At 74.3% G+C, this 19,299-nt stretch carries 19 protein-coding genes; 12 read left to right on the top strand and 7 right to left on the bottom strand.

What is annotated here, in order from left to right; translation table 11 throughout:
• Positions 1-6: 6 nt before the first annotated feature.
• The 3 genes from BLS43_RS08330 to BLS43_RS08320 are packed head-to-tail and all read right to left on the bottom strand — an operon-like array spanning position 7 to position 2,891.
• Positions 7-1,641 (bottom strand): serine/threonine-protein kinase, encoded by a 1,635-nt coding sequence (locus BLS43_RS08330; RefSeq protein ID WP_093079302.1) that lies wholly within the window; start codon positions 1,639-1,641, stop codon positions 7-9.
• Between the two features lie 40 nt (positions 1,642-1,681).
• Positions 1,682-2,443, bottom strand: coding sequence for a DUF8017 domain-containing protein (locus BLS43_RS08325; RefSeq protein ID WP_143029974.1), 762 nt, complete (start codon positions 2,441-2,443; stop codon positions 1,682-1,684).
• Between the two features lie 43 nt (positions 2,444-2,486).
• Positions 2,487-2,891 carry a YjbQ family protein gene (locus tag BLS43_RS08320; protein ID WP_093079990.1) on the bottom strand — a complete coding sequence of 135 codons (405 nt, stop codon included), beginning with the start codon at positions 2,889-2,891 and terminating at the stop codon, positions 2,487-2,489.
• Positions 2,892-2,913: 22 nt separating this feature from the next.
• On the opposite strand from BLS43_RS08320, the gene BLS43_RS08315 reads away from it, so the two are divergent.
• Positions 2,914-3,933: an aminotransferase class V-fold PLP-dependent enzyme gene (locus tag BLS43_RS08315; RefSeq protein WP_093079295.1), complete on the top strand. Its 1,020-nt coding sequence runs from the start codon at positions 2,914-2,916 to the stop codon at positions 3,931-3,933.
• An 80-nt stretch (positions 3,934-4,013) separates the two neighbouring features.
• Here the strand turns inward: BLS43_RS08315 and BLS43_RS08310 are convergent, their stop codons facing one another.
• Both BLS43_RS08310 and BLS43_RS08305 read right to left on the bottom strand, forming a co-directional pair.
• A complete protein-coding gene (locus BLS43_RS08310; RefSeq protein WP_093079290.1) occupies positions 4,014-4,466 on the bottom strand; it encodes a ferritin-like domain-containing protein in 453 nt (150 codons plus the stop codon).
• On the bottom strand, positions 4,463-4,951 hold the full coding sequence (locus BLS43_RS08305; protein WP_245707373.1) for a hypothetical protein: 489 nt from the start codon (positions 4,949-4,951) through the stop codon (positions 4,463-4,465). Before BLS43_RS08305 ends, BLS43_RS08310 begins: the two co-directional genes overlap by 4 nt.
• A gap of 142 nt (positions 4,952-5,093) precedes the next feature.
• Between BLS43_RS08305 and rimP the strand changes: the two genes are divergently transcribed.
• From rimP to BLS43_RS08260, 9 genes are all read left to right on the top strand, one after another.
• Positions 5,094-5,639: a ribosome maturation factor RimP gene (gene rimP, locus BLS43_RS08300; RefSeq protein WP_093079286.1), complete on the top strand. Its 546-nt coding sequence runs from the start codon at positions 5,094-5,096 to the stop codon at positions 5,637-5,639.
• Positions 5,636-6,712: a transcription termination factor NusA gene (nusA, locus tag BLS43_RS08295; RefSeq protein ID WP_093079281.1), complete on the top strand. Its 1,077-nt coding sequence runs from the start codon at positions 5,636-5,638 to the stop codon at positions 6,710-6,712. Before rimP ends, nusA begins: the two co-directional genes overlap by 4 nt.
• The gene (locus BLS43_RS31635) at positions 6,604-7,059 is read left to right on the top strand and encodes a YlxR family protein (protein ID WP_281245824.1); all 456 of its coding nucleotides are present in this window, start codon (positions 6,604-6,606) and stop codon (positions 7,057-7,059) included. The genes nusA and BLS43_RS31635 overlap by 109 nt, the downstream gene beginning before the upstream one ends.
• Positions 7,060-7,158: 99 nt before the next feature.
• Positions 7,159-10,209, top strand: a complete 3,051-nt coding sequence (gene infB / locus BLS43_RS08285; protein ID WP_093079278.1) for a translation initiation factor IF-2 — start codon at positions 7,159-7,161, stop codon at positions 10,207-10,209.
• Between the two features lie 51 nt (positions 10,210-10,260).
• On the top strand, positions 10,261-10,557 hold the full coding sequence (locus tag BLS43_RS08280) for a DUF503 domain-containing protein (RefSeq protein ID WP_093079275.1): 297 nt from the start codon (positions 10,261-10,263) through the stop codon (positions 10,555-10,557).
• Between the two features lie 9 nt (positions 10,558-10,566).
• Positions 10,567-11,019, top strand: coding sequence for a 30S ribosome-binding factor RbfA (rbfA, locus tag BLS43_RS08275; protein WP_093079272.1), 453 nt, complete (start codon positions 10,567-10,569; stop codon positions 11,017-11,019).
• Positions 11,016-12,077, top strand: a complete 1,062-nt coding sequence (locus BLS43_RS08270) for a DHH family phosphoesterase (RefSeq protein WP_342741145.1) — start codon at positions 11,016-11,018, stop codon at positions 12,075-12,077. Before rbfA ends, BLS43_RS08270 begins: the two co-directional genes overlap by 4 nt.
• Before the next feature lie 37 nt (positions 12,078-12,114).
• Positions 12,115-12,723: a class I SAM-dependent methyltransferase gene (locus BLS43_RS08265; RefSeq protein WP_093079975.1), complete on the top strand. Its 609-nt coding sequence runs from the start codon at positions 12,115-12,117 to the stop codon at positions 12,721-12,723.
• Positions 12,724-13,292: 569 nt separating this feature from the next.
• Entirely contained in the window at positions 13,293-14,606 is a 1,314-nt protein-coding gene (locus tag BLS43_RS08260) for an MATE family efflux transporter (protein ID WP_093079269.1), read from the top strand.
• Here the strand turns inward: BLS43_RS08260 and BLS43_RS08255 are convergent.
• Both BLS43_RS08255 and BLS43_RS08250 read right to left on the bottom strand, forming a co-directional pair.
• Complete coding sequence (locus BLS43_RS08255; RefSeq protein WP_093079266.1) at positions 14,542-16,200, bottom strand: sensor histidine kinase; 1,659 nt, start codon at positions 16,198-16,200, stop codon at positions 14,542-14,544. The two genes, BLS43_RS08260 and BLS43_RS08255, sit on opposite strands and share 65 nt — an antisense overlap.
• A gap of 11 nt (positions 16,201-16,211) precedes the next feature.
• Entirely contained in the window at positions 16,212-17,642 is a 1,431-nt protein-coding gene (locus BLS43_RS08250; RefSeq protein WP_245707371.1) for a cation:dicarboxylate symporter family transporter, read from the bottom strand.
• Positions 17,643-17,764: 122 nt separating this feature from the next.
• Here BLS43_RS08250 and BLS43_RS08245 point away from each other — a divergent pair, with 122 nt between their 5' ends.
• Together BLS43_RS08245 and truB are read left to right on the top strand one after the other, a co-directional pair.
• Positions 17,765-18,424, top strand: a complete 660-nt coding sequence (locus tag BLS43_RS08245) for a response regulator transcription factor (protein ID WP_093079262.1) — start codon at positions 17,765-17,767, stop codon at positions 18,422-18,424.
• Positions 18,425-18,434: 10 nt separating this feature from the next.
• Positions 18,435-19,298 carry a tRNA pseudouridine(55) synthase TruB gene (truB, locus tag BLS43_RS08240; protein ID WP_093079259.1) on the top strand — a complete coding sequence of 288 codons (864 nt, stop codon included), beginning with the start codon at positions 18,435-18,437 and terminating at the stop codon, positions 19,296-19,298.
• Position 19,299 lies beyond the last annotated feature (1 nt).

The following is a 19,299-nucleotide window of genomic DNA, read 5'->3' as shown; positions in this document are numbered from 1 at the left end:
GCCGGGTCAGCGGCGGAAGTCGTTCGCGAGCCACCAGTCGTAGAGGGCCGCGGCGTTGCCGTCGGTGCGGCGCAGGTAGCCGAAGGAGAGCGCGGCGTTGTCGGACCAGAACAGGTAGGCGGCGCCGCTCGGGTCGAGGTAGCAGCCGACCCGGCCCGCGAACCGGCCGTCGACGGAGTAGCCGGTGGCGAGCGTGGCGCCGGTGCGGCACTGCGCGTGCTCGGCGCCCTGCTGCACCGAGACGTTGTCGGCCGTGGCGGCGCCGTCGAACCCGCCGTCGAGCAGGCTCTGCTGGGGGTAGCGGCTGAACGTGGCGCCGTCCGGCCCGTCCGCGGGCCCGTTCTCGCACTCGACGTACCCGGTCGCGCCGATGGTCGTGGCGGTCTGCAGGTTCGGGGTGCAGTTCGCGGTGGAGAACCCCGCGGGGAGCGCGGCCAGCAGCTGGGCGTCCTCCGAGCCGGGGACCGCCGTGGTGACGGCCTGCGGCGTGGGCGTCGGGGTGGGGGTCGTGGTCGGCGCCGACGCGCCCGTGATCACCCGGTTCACGAAGTAGCCCGCCACGCCGAGGCCCGCCAGCAGCACGACGCAGGTGACGATCACCGCGGCCAGCCCGGCCTTGGAGATCCCGCGCCGCCGCGGCTCGGGCGCCGGCCCGGTCTGCCAGCCCGGCGCGGTCGGTGGCGCCGCGGCCCAGCGCGGGTCCGACGGCGCGGCCTGTTGCGCGTACCGGGGATACCGCGGGTCCGACGGCATCGAGCCGAAGGTCGAGGGCCGCGGGGTGTCGGTGGCCGTCGGCGGCGCCGTGGGGACGGCGCCGGAGCCGACCGCGGCCCGGGCCGCCGCGGCGAGCTCGCCCGCGGTGGCGTAGCGGTGGTTCGGATCCTTCGCCATCCCGCGCGCGACGACGTCATCGAGGCCGCCGGGCACCTCCGCGCGCTGGATCAGCGGCACGGGCAGGTGCAGGTGGGCGTGCATCAGGGTGGGCAGGTCGCCCGCGAAGGGCGCCTTCCCCGTCAGTGCCTGGTAGAGCACGCAGGCGAGGGCGTAGACGTCGACGCGGCGGTCCGCGACGACCCCGTGGAAGCGTTCGGGGGCCAGGTAGGCGACCGACCCGGGGACGGTGCCGGAGCGGGTGAGCTGCTCGCCGCCGTCGGACACGCCGCTGGAGCTGGCGATGCCGAAGTCGAACAGGTAGGCGAACAGCTCGTCGTCCGGCCCGGTGAGCAGGATGTTCGAGGGCTTCACGTCCCGGTGGACCATGCCCTCGGCGTGGGCGGCGTCGAGCGCGGAGGCGATCTGGGCCACGACCGAGACGGCGACGGCGGGGGTCAGCGGGCCGCGTTCGGTGAGCCGGGTGCCCAGGTCGCTGCCGGAGACCAGGCGCATGTCGAGGTAGAGCCGCCCGTCGATCTCGCCGAAGCGGTGGATCGGGACCACGTGGGGGTCGCGCAGCTTGGCCGCGGCGCGGCACTCGCGGCGGAACCGCTCCGTGTACTCCGGGTCGTCCGCGAGGTGCGCGGGCAGCACCTTGAGCGCGACCTCGCGGTCGGTCTCGGTGTCGAAGGCCCGGTAGACCTCTCCCATGCCGCCACGACCGAGCAGCGACTCGATCGTGTACGGGCCGAACGTCGTGCCCTCCACACCGCCTCCTCTCCCAGTGTCGAGCGAACGGACGACGGTGTTAGCCGGCGGCCGTCGCGCTGTCCAGGATCCGATCGAGGACCGCCGGATCCGGGAGCGGGCTGGACGCGGGCCCGCCCGCGGTGTCGACGTTCACGACGAGCAGCGCCGTGCCGCCGCTCGCCACCGGCGCCGCGAGCACCGCGACCACCCCCTCGGTCGCCAGGCAGCCGTCGTCGACCGGGGTGCGGACCCGCGCCTCGACGACGGTCCCGGCGCCGGTGGGGCGCGGGTCGGACAGCGTCACCTCGGGCGTGTGGCCCGCGGTGTCGGTGTAGAACGACCGGCCGAGCCGGTCGGCGAAGTCCGTGGCGGCCGCGGCGGGTTCGGCGTCGGTCTGCACGAGCGTGCTCGTGGCGGTCCCGCGCTTGTAGCCGTCGCCGCGGCAGGTGTAGGCGGGCGCGTCCGCGCCGCCGCCGAACGTGACGCCGAGGATCCGCACGGTCTCCCCGTCGACCGGGGTCCAGTCGGCGGGCACGGCGTAGCGCAGGTACGGGGTGTCGACCGCGCGGAACCCCGCGGGCACCGACGGTCCCAGGGACCCGATCACCAGCCAGAACCCGCCGGCCAGCAGACCCGCCACGACCAGGATCACCGCCGTCAGCCCCGCGATCCAGCGGCCCGTGTGCTCGGGCCGCGGGCCGGGCGGGGGAGGTGGGGGCGGAGGGGGAGGCGGCGGAGGAGCCCAGGGCACTCCCACCTGGGTGGGATCGGCCCGGGGCACGACACGGGTCTCGTCGTCGGTCCCCTCCGGATCGGCCACCCGCCGAGCCTAGCCGCCCGGGGTCTCGGCGTGATCACGTTCGTCACCCGGCGAGGAAGGAGAGCCGCACGGTCCGGACGGCGTTGTCGACGTTGGTGTCCACCAGGCAGACCGACTGCCAGGTGCCCAGGGCCATCCGCCCGCCCAGCACCGGCACGGACATCGACGGGGCGATGATCGCGGGCAGCACGTGGTCGCGGCCGTGGCCCGCGGAGCCGTGCCGGTGCGACCACCGGTCGTCTCCCGGGAGCAGGGTCCGCAACGCCTCGAGCAGGTCGTCGTCGCTGCCCGCGCCGGTCTCGATGACCGCGACGCCCGCGGTCGCGTGCGGCACCCAGACGTTCACCAGCCCGTCCTGCCCGTCGCGGCAGAACTCGGCGATCCGACGGGTCAGGTCGACCACCCGCTCGGTGCCGCCGGTCCGGATCTCGATCTCCTCGCTGCGCATGGTGCGAGCGTAGGGTCCGCTCGTGCGCACGGCCTTCGGTTCGCCCTTCGACGTCCCCGCCGGATACCTGAGCACCGCGAGCGTCGGGGTGCCGCCCCGCGCCACCGCGGACGCCGTGGACGCGGCCGTGCGGCGCTGGCGCACCGGCGCGGGCCGGGCCACGGACTTCGACGACGTCGTGGCCCGGGCCCGGGCGGCGTTCGGCCGGTTGGTGGGGGTCGGCGCCGACCGGGTCGCGGTCGGCGGTGCGGTGTCGCCGCTGGTGGGGCTCGTCGCGGCGGCCACCCCGGACGGCGCGCGGGTCGCGGTGGCCGAGGGCGAGTTCTCGAGCGTCACCTACCCGTTCGCGGTGCAGGGGCGGGGGATCACCGTCACCGAGGTGCCGCTCGAGCGGCTCGCCGAGGCGGACGCGGACGTGCTCGCGGTGAGCGTGGTGCAGTCGCTCGACGGCCGGCTCGCGGACCTCGACGCGCTCCGGGCCCGCACGGACGCGACGGTGCTGCTGGACGTCACCCAGGCGGCCGGGTGGCAGCCGTTGGACCTCGGGTGGGCGGACGCCGTGGTGGGGGCCTGCTACAAGTGGCTCTTCGCGCCGCGGGGGGCGGCCTGGATGGCGGTGCACCCGCGGCTGCGGCTGGTCCCGCACGCCGCGAACTGGTACGCCGCCGAGGACCCGTGGGGGAGCACCACGGGGCTCCCGCCGCGGCTGGCGACCCAGGCGCGCGGCCTCGACACCTCACCCGCCTGGTACTGCCACGTGGGGGCGGCCGAGTCCCTGGAGTGGCTCGCCGGTCTGGACCTCGCGGCGGTCCGCGCGCACTGCGTGGGGCTGGCGGACCGGTTCCGCGCGGGGGTGGGGCTCGACCCCGCCGGTTCGGCGATCGTGCACGTGGCCGACCCCGACGCCGCCGAGCGCCTGCAGGCGGCCGGGCTGCAGGTCACGGCCCGCGGCGGCGGTGCGCGGCTCTCGTTCGCCCTCTACTCCACCGACGACGACGTCGACCGCGCCCTGGCCGCCCTGACCGCCCTGACCCGACCGTGAGTGGCGATGGTCGCTCTGGCGACTCCGCTCACCCACCCCGCCGCCTCCGGCGGCTGCCGGCCCCCGGCCTCCACTCACGGTCAGCGGGTGATGCCGGGCAGGGGCGGGACGACGGGGAGGGTGTTGGTCGCGAGGCGCCAGCGGGCCGCGCGGGCCGTGCCCTCGCTCAAGGCCTTGAAGGCCGCGGCGCGCAGCGGGACCTGGGTGGTCTGCTCCAGGACCGACCGCCAGGCCGCGAGGACGTCCGCCTCCGCGGTGACGGCGAGGCGGCCCGCCGACAGGGCGTCCGTCACCGGGGTGGGGGTGCGGTAGGCGGGCTCGGCGGACACCGGCCGGGCGCCGACGTCGGTCAGCGTCTGCTCGATCTGCCCGCGCAGCGTGCGGTGCGCCTCGATGTCCGTGCGCGCCACGGCCGCCTGGTCCGGCGGCACGAACGCGACGATCAGCGTGTAGACCCACAGGGCCGCGTGCTCCGCGGCCAACGCGGCCTGCAGGGCGGCGATCGCCTCCGGGTCCAGCTGGGTGGAGCTCACGTGAGCACCGCCGCGTAGGTCGCGCAGCAGGCGGCCAGCGAGCCGACGAGGCCCACCCGGCCGGTCGGGAGGGTGGCCACGAGCCCGGTCGCCTCGCGAGCCGCGGCGTCGAGCGCCTGCTGCACCGCGGCGAGGTCCACCGGGCCGGTCGGGGCGGGCGCGGGTGCGGGGGTCGGAGTGGCCGAGCTCTGCGGGCCCGCCAGCCGGTCGATCTCGGCCTGCAGCGCGGCGGCGTGGTCGTTGCGCGCCGAGCGCAGCGGATCCAGCCGCGGCGTGAGCGCGGGATCCGCGGTGATCGCGGCGGTGACCAGGGCCGCGTCGGCACGGGCCCGGTCGGCCAGCGGGATCAGCGGGTCCGGGCCGTCGTCCGCGGGGGACGTGGTGCAGGCGGCCAGCACGGGCACCGCCAGCCCCAGGACGGCGAGCGCCCGGCGGCGGGTGACCCGGGCGGGGGCCACGAGCGGCTCGGACGACACGGACGACACGGCCTCGCATCCTGCCGTATGCGTTCCGTGGTCGGCCGCGACGGGTCCGCCCGTCCGTCCCGGCCGCCGCGCTAGGCTGGACGGCCGTCCGGCCCCTCACGTTCGCCCGCGTCACCCTCACGTCATCTCGTCAAGGAGTCCCATGCCCCCCGGAGTCCCCGAGCAGCTCCCCGGCTCCCTGCGCGGAGTGCTGGAGCCCCTCGTCGCCGACGCCGGGTTCGAGCTCGACGATCTCGAGGTGCGGGCCGCCGGTCGCAAGCACACGGTCAAGGTCGTCGTGGACGTCCCCGAGACCGCGGAGCAGACGAGCGTCCCGCTGGACGCGATCGCGCGGCTGTCCCGCAGCGCCGCCGCGGAGCTCGACCGCCACGAGCACCTGATCGCCGGGTCGTACACGCTCGAGGTGACCTCGCCCGGCGTCGACCGGCCGCTGACGCGCCCGCTGCACTGGCGGCGCGCGCACCTGCGGCTGGCGAAGGTCTCGCTGACCTCCGGGGAGACCGTCGAGGTCCGGGTCGGCACGGCGGGGGAGGACTCCGTCACGGTCGTCGAGGCCGGCGCGAAGAAGCCGGAGCCGCGCGAGCTGGCCTACGCGGACGTGACCCGCGCGGTCGTGCAGGTCGAGTTCAAGGCGCCGCCCGCGGCGGAGGTCGAGGCGCTCGGCGCCGGGAACGGAGAAGGACAGTGAACGTCGACATCGCCGCCCTGCGCGCCATCGAGCGGGAGAAGGAGATCCCGTTCGACACGGTGATCGAGGCCATCGAGACGGCGCTGCTCACCGCGTACAAGCACACCGACGGCCACGAGCCGCACGCCCGCATCGACATCGACCGCAAGTCCGGCCTGGTCCGGGTCATGGCGCACGAGGTGTCCGAGGACGGCGCCGCGGGCCCGGAGTGGGACGACACCCCCGAGGGCTTCGGCCGGATCGCCGCCACCACGGCGCGCCAGGTCATCGTGCAGCGCCTGCGAGACGCCGAGCACGAGCGCACCTACGGCGAGTTCGCGGCGTCGGAGGGCGAGATCATCTCCGGCGTCGTGCAGCGGGACGCCCGGGCGAACGCGCGCGGCGTGGTCGTGGTGCAGCTCGAGGACAACTCCCGCCGCGGCGCGGGGGGCCGGATCGAGGGCGTGCTGCCGCAGACCGAGCAGGTGCCAGGCGAGCGCTACGAGCACGGCGACCGGATCCGCTGCTTCGTCGTCGGGGTGACCCGGGGAATGCGGGGGACGCAGATCACGTTGTCGCGAACGCACCCCAACCTCGTCCGCAAGCTGTTCGCGCTCGAGGTGCCGGAGCTGGTCGACGGCTCCGTCGAGATCGTCGCCGTGGCCCGCGAGGCCGGGCACCGCTCGAAGATCGCGGTGCGGTCCACCGTCCCCGGGGTCAACCCGAAGGGTGCCTGCATCGGCCCGATGGGTCAGCGGGTGCGCAACGTGATGAGCGAGCTGCACGACGAGAAGATCGACATCATCGACTGGTCGGCCGATCCGGCGACGTTCGTCGGCAACGCCCTCTCCCCGTCGAAGGTGGTGTCGGTCACGGTGGTGGACGCCAAGGCGCGCACCGCCCGGGTCGTCGTGCCGGACTTCCAGCTCTCCCTCGCCATCGGCAAGGAGGGGCAGAACGCGCGGCTCGCGGCCCGGTTGACCGGCTGGCGGATCGACATCCGCAGCGACTCCGACCCCCGGGCCGCCGCGGACGCCGAGCCGGAGAGTGTGGCGGGGACGGCGGGGACGGCGGGGACGGAGTCGGTCGGCTGAGTGCGGACGCGCTACACTCGTCCCCGGCCCGCGATTCGGAGCCGGGACCCGTCCGCACGTGTGTCGGGTGTCGGAGACGCGAGCAGGCCACCGGTCTGTTGCGCGTCGTCGCGGTGGACGGGGCTCTGGTCCCGGACCCGCGCAGGCGCCTCCCCGGTCGGGGTGCCTCGGTGCATCCCCGCCCGGAGTGTCTCGACCGGGCCGAGCGCCGCTCGGCGTTCCCGCGGGCACTGCGTGTCCCGGGGCCGCTGGACACCGCTGCGGTCCGGAAGCATCTGGAGCAGCAGGAGGGTGTCGAGATCGTCTCGGCGCCGTCATTCACAGAAGACAAGGTCGACCCGTCATGAGCCAGTCGTGAAGATCGCACCATGAACGTGCATCGACTCTAGGTTCGAGGTCGAGCGGACACCTGCCGCCCGGCCTCTCGTCGAAGTCAGAGGAGAGCAGTGGCAGGCAAGGCCCGCGTGCACGAGCTCGCGAAAGAGCTCGGCATCTCGAGTAAGCAGGTCCTGAGCAAGCTGCAGGATCTGGGGGAGTTCGTGAAGTCCCCCTCCTCCACCGTGGAGGCCCCGGTCGCGCGCAAGCTGCGCGACTCGATGGCAGGCAACGGTGGAGCACAGCGCCGGGGCATCCCCGGCAGCGGCAGCCGTCCGCGCCCCGGACAGTCCGGTGGCGCCCCGACGCCCGGTCCCGGCCCCAAGCCCGGCCCGCGCCCGTCGAACGCCCCCACCCCGGGGCCCGGCCCCCGTCCCGGTGCGCCCGCGCCCGGTGCGGGCAACCGTCCCGGTCCGCGTCCCGGCCCGCAGAACACTCCGGCCGCCCCCGCACAGCCGGAGGCCCCCGCCGCGAGCGCCGCTCCGGCGGCCCCGGCGCGCCCGTCCGGCGCGCCCTCGGGTCCGCGTCCCGGTCCTCGGCCCGCCCCGGCCCAGCCCGCGCCGCAGCAGCGTCCGCAGGGTGAGGGTGACCGCAGGCAGCAGGGTGGCGGCGCACGCCCCGGCCCCCGTCCCGAGCAGTCGCGTCCCGCGGCCGCCCAGGGTGGTTCCGGTGCGGGCACCGTGCCCCCGCGCAGCGCCGGGCCGCGTCCCGGCCCGCGCCAGCCGCGCGTCGGCAACAACCCGTTCGGCGTCGGTTCCGGCGCCCCGCCCCGTCCGGCCGCGCCGCGTCCGGGCCCGCCGCCCCAGCAGGGTGGCGACCGTCCGCAGGGCGGCGAGGGTCGCCCCGGTGGCGGCGCTCCGCGTCCGGGCGGTCCCGGCACCGGTGGGCCCCGCCCGCCGCAGCGCTCGGGTGACCGTCCCGGTGGTCCGCGCCCGAACCCGGGCAACATGCCCCCGCGGCCGAACCCCGGCATGATGCCCGCCCGCCCGGCGGGTGGCCGTCCCGCGCCCGGTGGGCGCGGCGGTCCCGGCGGCGGCCGTGGTGGCCCCGGCGGTCGTCCGGGCGGTCCCGGTGGTCGTCCCGGTGGCGGTGGCGGCGGTTTCCGTCCCGGCGGCGGTGGCCCCGGTGGCGGCGGCGCCCCGGCGGGCGGCGGCTTCCGTGGTCGTCCCGGTGGCGGTGGCGGTCGTCCCGGTGCCCGTGGTGGCACCGCGGGTGCCTTCGGTCGCCCCGGTGGACCGGCCCGCAAGGGTCGCAAGTCGAAGCGGCAGAAGCGCCAGGAGTACGACGCCATGCAGGCGCCGTCGGTCGGCGGTGTGCGCCTTCCGAAGGGCTCCGGCGAGACGATCCGGCTCCCGCGCGGCGCGTCCCTGACGGACTTCGCCGAGAAGATCAACGCCAACCCGGCGTCCCTGGTCCAGGTGCTGTTCCACCTGGGCGAGATGGTCACGGCCACGGCGTCCGTCGCCGACGAGGTGCTCGAGCTCCTCGGCAACGAGATGAACTACAACGTCCAGGTCGTCAGCCCGGAGGAGGAGGACCGCGAGCTGCTCGACAGCTTCGACATCTCCTTCGGAGACGACGGGGACGAGGAGGACTGGGTCGTCCGGCCGCCGGTCGTGACCATCATGGGTCACGTCGACCACGGTAAGACCCGACTCCTCGACACCATCCGCAAGGCGAACGTCCGCGAGGGCGAGGCCGGCGGCATCACCCAGCACATCGGCGCCTACCAGGTGCAGACGGAGCTGGAGGGCATCGAGCGTCCGATCACCTTCATCGACACCCCGGGTCACGAGGCGTTCACCGCCATGCGTGCCCGCGGCGCGAAGTCCACGGACATCGCGGTGATCGTGGTCGCGGCGGACGACGGCGTGATGCCCCAGACAGTCGAGGCGATCAACCACGCCCAGGCGGCCGACGTGCCGATCGTGGTCGCGGTGAACAAGATCGACGTCGAGGGTGCCAACCCGGCGAAGATCCGCCAGCAGCTGACCGAGTACAACCTGGTCGCGGAGGAGTACGGCGGCGACACGATGTTCGTCGACATCTCCGCGAAGCAGGGGACGAACATCGACCAGCTGCTCGAGGCGATCCTGCTCACCGCGGACGCGGCGCTGGACCTGCGGGCCAACCCGAACATGGAGGCCCAGGGCGTCACGATCGAGGGTCACCTCGACCGCGGCCGTGGTCCGGTGGCGACCGTCCTGGTCCAGCGCGGCACGCTGCGCGTCGGCGACTCGCTGGTCGCGGGCGACGCGTCGGGTCGTGTCCGGCGGATGGTCGACGAGCACGGGGACGACATCACCGAGGCGCTCCCGTCGCGTCCGGTGCAGGTCATCGGCCTGACGTCGGTCCCGGGTGCGGGCGACACGTTCCTCGTCGTGGACGAGGACCGGGTGGCCCGGCAGATCGCCGACCGGCGGCGGGCGCGCGAGCGCAACGCCGAGCTGGCCAGCCGCCGCAAGCGCGTGTCGCTCGAGGACCTCGACGCCGCGCTGAAGGAGACCAACACCCTCAACCTGATCATCAAGGGTGACAACTCGGGTACCGTCGAGGCCCTCGAGGACGCCCTGATGAAGCTCGACGTGGGAGACGACGTGGACCTCCGCGTCATCCACCGCGGCGTCGGTGGCATCACCGAGGGCGACATCAACCTCGCCATCGCGGACAACGTCATCGTCATGGGCTTCAACGTCCGGGCCGAGGGCAAGGCGACCGAGCTGGCGAACCGCGAGGGCGTGGAGATCCGGTACTACACCGTGATCTACCAGGCCATCGAGGAGATCGAGCAGGCCCTGAAGGGCATGCTCAAGCCGGAGTACGAGGAGGTGGAGCTCGGCCGTGCCGAGGTCCGCGACGTCTTCAAGTCCTCCAAGTTCGGCACGATCGCCGGTTGCCTCGTGATGAGCGGGGAGATCCGCCGCAACGCCCGCGGGCGCCTGCTGCGGGACTCCGTGGTCATCGCGGACAACCTGCCGATCAGCTCGCTGCGGCGCTTCAAGGACGACGTGGTCGAGGTCCGCGAGGGCTTCGAGTGCGGTCTGACCCTGGGCAGCTACAGCGACATCAAGGTCGACGACGTCATCGAGACGTTCGAGATGCGCGAGAAGCCTCGCGCCTGACCCCCTGATCGGCGGGCCCCGCACGGGCCCGCCGATCGGGTCTACCACCCCATGTATGTAGGAGCACTCGAGTGCGACGTCCTGCTCGGGGACGTGCACTCGCTCAAGCAGAAGCGCTCCGCCGTGCGGCCCGTGGTGGCCGAGCTGCGGCGGCGCTTCGCCGTGTCCGCCGCCGAGGCGGGACACCTGGACCTGCACCGACGTGCCCTGATCGGGGTCTCGTGCGTGGCCGCGGACGTGGCCCACGTGCGAGACGTGCTGGACTCCTGTGAGCGGCTCGTGGCCGGTCGCCCCGAGCTGGAACTGTTGTCTGCCCGACAGCGCCTGTTCGGGCCGGAAGAGGACTAGGAGCGCGCCATGGTGGACCAGGCCCGCGCCCGCCGGCTGGCGAAGCGGATCACCCAGATCGTCGCCGAGGCGATCGAGCACACGGTCAAGGACCCGCGGCTGGGGGGCGTCACGATCACCGACGCCCGCGTGACCGGTGACCTGCGCGAGGCCACCGTGTACTACACCGTGCTCGGCCGGACCGTCGACGAGGAGCCCGACCTCAAGGGCGCCGCCGCCGCGCTGGAGAGCGCCAAGGGTGTGCTCCGCACGATGGTCGGGCAGCAGACCGGGATCCGGCACACGCCGTCCTTGGCGTTCGTCACCGACGAGGTGCCGCACGAGGCCGCGCGGATGGAGGAGCTGCTCGCCCGCACCCGGGCCTCGGACGCCGAGGTCGCCAAGCTCGCCACCAGCGCCCGGTACGCGGGCGAGCCCGACCCGTACAAGGCGCCGCGCGAGCCGGACCCGGACGACGAGTGACCACCGAGCAGGAGGCCCGCTGGGCCCGTGCCCGCGCCGCCGACCGGGCCCGTGAGCTCGCGCGGCTGACGGCCGCCGATCGCGCCCGTGCGGTCGACGAGGCCGTCGAGACGGCCGCGGACGTCCTGGACGGGGCCACCCGGGTCGTCCTGCTCGGTCACGTCAACCCGGATGCGGACTCGCTCGGTTCGGCGTTGGCGCTGGGTGTCGCGTTGCACCGGCGGGGTGTGCAGGTGGTCGTGTCCTACGGGGCGGCCGAGCCCGACGAGCTGCCGCCCGAGACGCTGCGCGCGCTCGACGTCGAGGGCCTGCTCCACCGGCCCGCCGACGTCCCCGTCGACCCCGAGGTCGTCGTCTGCTGCGACACGGCGGACCGCCGCAGGCTCGGCATCCTCGCCGACCGGGTGGACGCGGCGGAGACGGCGATCCTGGTCGACCACCACGCGTCGAACCCCGGGTTCGGGGACGTCCAGGTGCTCGACCCCCGCGCCGAGGCGACCGTGATCCTGGTGCACCGCATCCTCGACCTCATGGACGTGGACATCGACCCGGTGATCGGGGCGTGCCTGTACGCCGGGCTCGCCACGGACACCGTCGGGTTCCGGATCGGTGGGCCGGGGCCGCACCGGCTGGCCGCGGAGCTCGTCGAGGCGGGGGTGCAGGTCGAGCCGCTGATGCGCACGCTCGTCGACTCGCACCCGTTCGCCTGGCTGGCCGCGCTCGGCGAGATCCTCGCCGGGGCGACGCTCGACGGTGACCTCGTGCACGCCACGGTGCCGCTCGGAGTGGTCGAGACGTTCCGGCCGGAGGAGGTCGAGAGCGTCGTCGACCTCGTGCGCACGGCCGTGGAGGCCGAGGTGACGGTGGTGCTCAAGCAGATCGCCCACACCCGCTGGACGGTGTCGCTGCGCTCGCGCGGCGCCGTGGACGTCTCCGCCGTGGCGGTGGCGCTGGGCGGCGGCGGGCACCCCCGAGCCGCGGGCTTCACCCGGGACGGCGACCGGGAGGGGATCCTCGCGGCGATCCGGACGTCGTTGGGCGATTCCGGACGAAGGTGACACGACCCGTTCACCCGGAGTGCGTACGGTGGGCCCCGTGAGCGCTGATCTCGCCGCGCCGTCCGCACGGCGCACCTTCCTCGCGGCCGCCCTCCGTCGACCCGGCCGGATCGGCGCGGTCTACCCGAGCTCGCCGCACCTGGCAGGCGTGTTGGCGTCGGTGGTGCCGTCGCAGGGCACGCCCACGGTCGTCGAGCTGGGGCCGGGGACCGGGTCGGTGTCCGCGGTGATCGCCGGGCGGCTGCCCGCGGGGTCGCGCCATCTCGCCGTGGAGCTGGACCCCTCGATGGCGGCCTTCCTGCGCCGCACCCGTCCGGGGCTGGAGGTCGTCGCCGGCGACGCCAAGGAGCTCACCACCCTGCTCGCCGACCGGGCCGCGCACCGCGTCGACGCCGTGATCTCGGGCCTGCCGTGGTCGCTGTTCGACGAGGGCGGCCAGCGTGAGATCCTCGGCCAGGTCGGTGTGGCGATCGGCGCCGAGGGCGCGTTCACGACCTTCGCCTACACCCACACGCTCCCGATGCGCGGCGCCCGCAGCTTCCGCAGGCTGTTGGGCGACCGGTTCGACGAGGTGCTGATCAGTCGCACGGTGTGGCGCAACGTGCCTCCCGCGTACATCTACGTCTGCCGGCGGCCCAAGGGGTAGGTGCCCCCTTTGCAGTGGCAGCGGATGCGCACTGTTGGGTGTTCGTGCGGATCGGCTGTCAGTGCAGCGGGCCGAGGGTAGGTGGCTGGGGCCGTCTTTGCAGTGGCAGCGGATAGGCACCGCCGCGCCCCCGTGCGGATCGGCTGTCACTGCGGCGGACCCGAGGGCAGGTGTCTGCGGCGCCTTTGCAGTGGCAGCGGATGCGCACTGCTGCGTGCTCGTGCGGATCGGCTGTCAGTGCAGTGGACCAGGGGTAGGTGTCTCGGGCGCCTTTGCAGTGGCAGCGGATAGGCACCGCCGCGCCCCGTGCGGATTCGCTGTCACCGCAAAGGGGGCGCTTGGTACGCACTGCGGGCCCTCGTGCGGATGCGCTGTCACTGCAAAGGCGCGCCGGTGTGCACCGCCGTCCCCTGGTGTGCACCGCCGTCCCCGGTGCGGATCGGCTGTCACTGCAAAGGGCCGGCCGGTGTGCACCGCCCTCCCGCCGGTGCGGATCGGCTGTCACTGCAAAGGGGGCGCCGGGGACACCCCCGCCGACCGAGGCCGGGCGCGCGGGGGAGGATCGGGGCGTGAGTTCCGAGCCCGCCGCCCACGGCGCCTCACCGCGGCAGGTCGTGCGTCTGGCCCTGCAGGCGCTGCCGGTGCTCGCCGCCGAGCCGCTGTACATCCTGGTCGACACCGCCGTCGTCGGGCGGCTGGGCACGGTGCCGCTGGCGGGCCTGGCGGTCGCCGGGGTGCTGTTCGCCCAGGTCACGACCGCGCTGAACTTCCTGTCCTACGGCACCACCGCGCGCTCGGCCCGCCTGCACGGGGCGGGGCGGCGCCAGGACGCCGTCGTGGAGGGCGTGCAGGCGACGTGGGTGGCGATCGCCGTCGGGCTGCTCGTGCTGGGGCTGGGACAGCTGTTCGCGCGGCCCGTCGCGGACCTGCTGGGCGACGGCGGCGGGGTGGCCGACGCCGCGGTCGGCTGGCTGCGGACCGCGCTGTTCGGCGCCCCCCTCATCCTGATCACCCTGGCGGGCAACGGCTGGATGCGCGGGGTGCAGGACACCGCCCGCCCGCTGCGCTACGTGCTCACCGGCAACGGGATCTCGGCCGTGCTGTGCCCGATCCTCGTGCACCCGCTCGGCCTGGGGCTGGAGGGCTCGGCGATCGCGAACGTCGTGGCGCAGGTGATCGTCGCCGGGCTGTTCCTCCGCGCCCTGCTCAAGGAGGGGGTGTCGCTGCGGCCGCGCCCGGACGTCGTCCGCGCGCAGCTGTCGATGGGCCGCGACCTGATCCTGCGCACGGCCGGGTTCCAGATCTGCTTCCTCTCCGCCACGGCGGTCGCCGCCCGGTTCGGCGCGGCGAGCGTGGCGGCGCACCAGGTCGTGCTGCAGCTGTGGAACTTCCAGGCGCTGGTGCTCGACGCCGTCGCGATCGCCGCGCAGGCCCTGGTCGGGGCGGCGCTGGGCGCCGGGGGAGCCGACCAGGCCAAGGCCACCGGCGCCCGGGTCACCCGCTACGGGCTGTGGCTCGGCATCGGGTTCGGGGTGCTGTTCGCCGCGCTCTACCCGGTGCTGCCCGGGGTCTTCACCGCCGACGGCGACACCCTCGCCACGATCCCGCAGGCCTGGTGGTTCTTCGTCGCGCTGCAGCCGATCGCCGGTGTGGTGTTCGCGATCGACGGGGTGCTGCTCGGCGCGGGCGACGCCGCGTTCCTGCGCACCACGACCCTGGTCGCCGCGCTCGCGGGCTTCCTGCCGCTGATCTGGATCTCGCTCGCCTTCGGCTGGGGCCTGCTGGGCATCTGGACGGGCCTGAGCCTGTTCATGCTGGTCAGGCTGGTGGCCGTGGGCCTGCGAGCTCGGTCGGGACGGTGGGCCGTGACGGGAGTCGGCTAGGCAGCTCCAGCCGGAACACCGTGCCGGGGGAGCGCCCGGACACCTCGATCGACCCGCCGAGCCTGCGCACGATCCGCGCCACGAGGGCCAGACCGATGCCGCGGGGGCGGTCGGGGGCGGCGGGCTTGGTGGAGAACCCGTGGGCGAAGACGTCGTCCGCGGCGTCCGCCGGGATGCCGGGCCCGGTGTCCTCGACCTCCACGATCCATCCGCTCGCGCCGTCCGCCAGCCGCACCGCGACGGCAGCGCCGGGCGAGCCGTCGGCCGCGTCCAAGGCGTTGTCGACGAGATTGCCGATGAGCGAGACGAGATCGTCCGGCTCGACGGGGGTCTCCGCGTTGGTCTCGTCCTCGACGGTGAACGCGATGTCCCGTTCCGCCGCGGACCAGGCCTTGTCCAGCAGCAGCGCGGCCAGCACGGGGTCGTGCACGACCAGGTCCGACGGCCCGCGCGCCCGGTCGACGGCGGCGGTGCCCGCCCGCAGCGCGTCGTCGGTCTCGCCGAGCTGCACGAGGGTGAGGACGGTCTGCATGCGGTTGGCGAACTCGTGGGCCTGCGCCGACAGCGCGCGGGCGCGGTCGCGGGCGGCGTCGCGCTCGCGCAGGACGTCCGCGAGCTCGGTCCGGTCCCGCAGCGTGACGACCCGGGTGCCCTCCCCGGCGCGGGGACCGGCGGCGGTGCGCGAGAGCAGCAGGACGCGCTCGCCCGCGAGCGTCACGGTGTCCCGCACGTCCTCCACACCGCCCGTCGCGAGCCGGGTGACGGCCCGCAACGCCGGGTCCACGCCCAGCTCCACCAGCCTGCGACCTTCGACGGGCTGATCGAGGCCGAACCCCAACAGCCGCCGGGCCTCGGCGTTGACGACCACGACCCGGCCGTCCTCGTCGAGCACCATCAGCCCCTCGCGCACGGCCCGCAGCACGGCGTCGTGGTGGGTGTAGGCGGCGGCGATCTCGGCCGGCTCCAGGCCGAGGGTCTGCCTGCGCACCCGGCGGGCGAGCAGCCAGGCGAACGACGCGCCCAGGGCCACCGCCACGGCCGCCACGAGGACGATCCAGGGCAGCTCGCGCGCCACGAGCTCGCTGATCCGCGTCTCCAGCACGCCGACGCTGACCAGACCGACGACCGGGCCGCCCGAGCCTGCGAACACCGGGACGACCGTGCGGATGGAGGGGCCGAGGGTGCCGAGGTAGTGCTCGGTGTACACCTGTCCGGCGCGCGCCTCGGCGATCGTGCCCAGGTAGGTCTGCCCGATCCGGTCCGGCTCGGCGTGGCTGTAGCGCACCCCGTCCGGGCTCATGATCACGACGAACGCCGTGCCGGTGGCCTCCTGCACCCGCAGGGCCAGCGGCTGCATCGTCCGCGCGACCACCTTCGGGTCGCCGCCCGCGGTCACCGCCGCGACCACGGCGGGATCGGTGGCGACCGACCGGGCGGTCGCCGTGGTCAACCGGGCGGCCGCGTCGGTCTCGAGCTGGCGGGCGCCGAGGAACGCCAGCACGGCGGCCCCGCCGACCGTCACCAGGACCGTGGCCACCTGCAGGAACAGGAGACGACGGACCAGGCTGGACGATCGGCGGGGCCGGGAGGACATGAGGACAGTGTCTACCGTGCGGACTCGACGAGCTCCTTGTCCTCGGGCTCCGTCGACGTCGCCGACTCCACCGGCTCGGCGTCACGGCCTGCGCCGTGCTCGAGCTCCATCGCCGCGTCGACGAGCGACGGGTCGTCCAGGACCGCGGCGAGCCGCTCGCGGTCCAGCTCGCCGTTCCAGCGGGCGATGGCGAGCGTGGCGACCACGTTGCCGATGCAGTTGGTGAGGGCGCGGCCCTCGCTCATCACGCGGTCGATGCCGATGATCAGCGCGATGCCGACGGCGATGGCCTCGGCGGTGAAGAACTCGCCGCCGAAGGCCTGCAGCGAGGCCGCCAGGGTCACCAGGCCCGCACCCGTGATCCCCGCCGCGCCCTTGGACGTCAGGACCATGAGCAGCGCGAGGCCGATCTGCAGGCCGATCGGGAGGGTCTCGCCGCCCGCGTGGATGATGAACAGGGCACCGAGGGTCAGGTAGATGCAGGTGCCGTCGAGGTTGAACGAGTAGCCGGTCGGGATGACCAGTCCGACGGTCTGCTTCGACGCCCCCGCCGCCTCCAGCTTGGTCAGCAGCCGCGGCAGCACCGACTCCGACGACGAGGTGCCGACGATGATCAGCAGCTCGTCCTTGATCAGCCGGATGACCTTGAAGATGTTGAACCCGGCCCACCAGGACACCAGGCCGAGCACCGCGACGATGAAGAACAGGCAGGTGCCCCAGAACACGCCCATCAGCTTCAGCAGCTCACCGAGTGACTGGGTGCCGAACTGGGCCACGGTGTAGGCCATGCCGCCGAACGCGGCGACCGGCGCGGCCCACATGATCAGCTTGATGATGCCGAAGATGACCTTGGCGATGGTCTCGATCGAGCCGACGACGCGGGTGCGCAGCGGCGCGGCCAGCAGCGACACCGAGCAGGCGGTGAGGATCGCGAGGACCAGGACGCGCAGGACCTCGTTCTCCACGAACGGGCCGAGGAAGCTGGTCGGGAGCAGGTCGTTGAGCAGGAAGCCGGTCAGGCCGCCCTGGTCGGCGTTCGAGCCGTTCTGCACCTGCTTGGCCGCGGACTCCAGTGCGGCGGCCGACGGCTGGCCGGTGAAGCCCCCGCCGACGTCGAAGACGTTCGCCGCGAGCAGGCCGAGGGTCAACGCCACGACGGTCGCGACCAGGAAGTAGAACAGGGCCTTGAGCGCCAGGCCGCCCGCACGGGCCAGGTTGCCGATCGAGGCGATCCCGACGACCACCGTGCAGAAGATCACCGGGGCGACGATCACCTTGATCATCTGGATGAACCCGTCGGCGAGCCACTTCGAGCCCTTGGCGGCGTCGGGGGCGAGCATCCCGAACACGATGCCGCCGAGAATGCCGACGATCACCCAGAACCAGAGCTGGGTGTAGAACCGCCTCTTCCGCGGCGGTGCTGATGCTTCGGTGGTAGCCACTCGTCCTCCTCGACGTCCGATGCCGGACGGCACGTTAGGAACGTGACCGGCGCCATGTCAGGGTGTGCGCGTCCATAATTGGGCGGGCCTTGAGGTTTCGCTGGTTGGGAGACGTCGGAGAAGTGCGCGCACTGCTGGTCGAGGACGACGCCGTCCTGGGTGGCGCCGTGGCCAAGGCGCTGACCGCGCACGGGTTCCGCGTCCAGCACGTGACCAGCGGTTCCGCTGCGCTGGAGGCCGTGGCCCAGGGGGCGCCGGACGTCGTGCTGTTGGACATGGGCCTGCCGGACCGGGACGGGATCGGGGTCTGTCGGGGGATCCGCGCGGTGTCGCGGGTGCCGATCCTCGCCGTCACCGGGCGCGGGGCCGTCGAGGCGCGCGTGGCCGGGCTGCGCAACGGCGCGGACGACTACATCGTCAAGCCGTTCCTGATCGAGGAGCTGCTCGCCCGGATCGACGCGGTGCTGCGCCGCACCCGCGGGCTGGGGGTGGCGCCCGCGGTGGTCGCGGGCGACGTGGAGATCGACCTCGCGCGGCGCTCGGTGAGCGTCGACGGCGCCGAGGTCGCGTTGGCGCGCAAGGAGTTCGACCTGCTCGCGGCGCTGGCCAGGCGGGAGGGCGCGGTCGTCGCCCGCGACGAGCTGCTCGACGAGGTCTGGGGGAGCACGGACTCCTCCGCGCGCCGCACGCTCGAGGCGCACGTCGGCCTGGTCCGGTCGAAGCTCGGCCGCCCCGAGGTGATCGTGACGGCGCGTGGGGTGGGCTACCGCCTCGGAAAGTAGGGTCACGCGGGTGTCCGGGCTCGTGATCGTCGACAAACCGAGCGGGATGACGTCGCACGACGTCGTGTCCCGCCTCCGCCGCATCCTGCGCACCCGCAAGGTCGGCCACGCCGGGACGCTGGACCCGATGGCCACCGGCGTGCTGGTGTGCGGGGTGGAGCGGGGCACGAAGCTGCTCGGGCACCTCGCGCTGGACACCAAGGCCTACACCGCGACCATCCGGCTCGGCGCGTCCACCACCACCGACGACGCCGAGGGGGACACGCTCACCGAGGCGGATCCGTCGGGCGTCACGGACGAGGCGGTCGCGGTGGGCATGGCCGCCCTGACCGGCGCGATCGAGCAGGTCCCGTCCAGCGTGAGCGCGGTGAAGATCGACGGGAAGCGAGCCTACGCGCGGGTGCGGGCGGGGGAGGACGTGGTGATCCCGCCCCGACCGGTGACCGTGTCCGCGTTCGACCTGGTCGAGCGGCGGGGCGCCGAGCTGGACGTCGTCGTGGAGTGCTCGTCCGGCACGTACGTGCGCGCGCTCGCCCGCGACCTCGGCGCCGCGCTGGGCGTCGGCGGCCACCTGACGGCGTTGCGCCGCACCCGGGTCGGGCCGTTCGGGCTCGCCCACGCCCGCACCCTGGAGCAGCTGGCGGAGGACCCGGCGCTGTCGCTCGACCTCGCCGGGGCGGTCGCGACCGCCTTCGTGCGGCGAGACGTCGACGAGAGCGGTGCGACGGACGTCTCGCACGGCAAGCGGCTGCCCGCCGCGGGGCTGCCGGGCACCTACGGCGTGTTCGCCCCCGACGGCCGTGTCCTGGCCCTCATGGCGGACGCGGGCGCGGTGGCCAAGCCCGTTGTCGTCCTCGCGCCCGCCGCCTCGTAGG

It is taken from the genome of Pseudonocardia oroxyli, from assembly GCF_900102195.1.
Taxonomy (GTDB): domain Bacteria; phylum Actinomycetota; class Actinomycetes; order Mycobacteriales; family Pseudonocardiaceae; genus Pseudonocardia; species Pseudonocardia oroxyli.
This window is presented reverse-complemented; position numbering and strand designations above follow the sequence as displayed.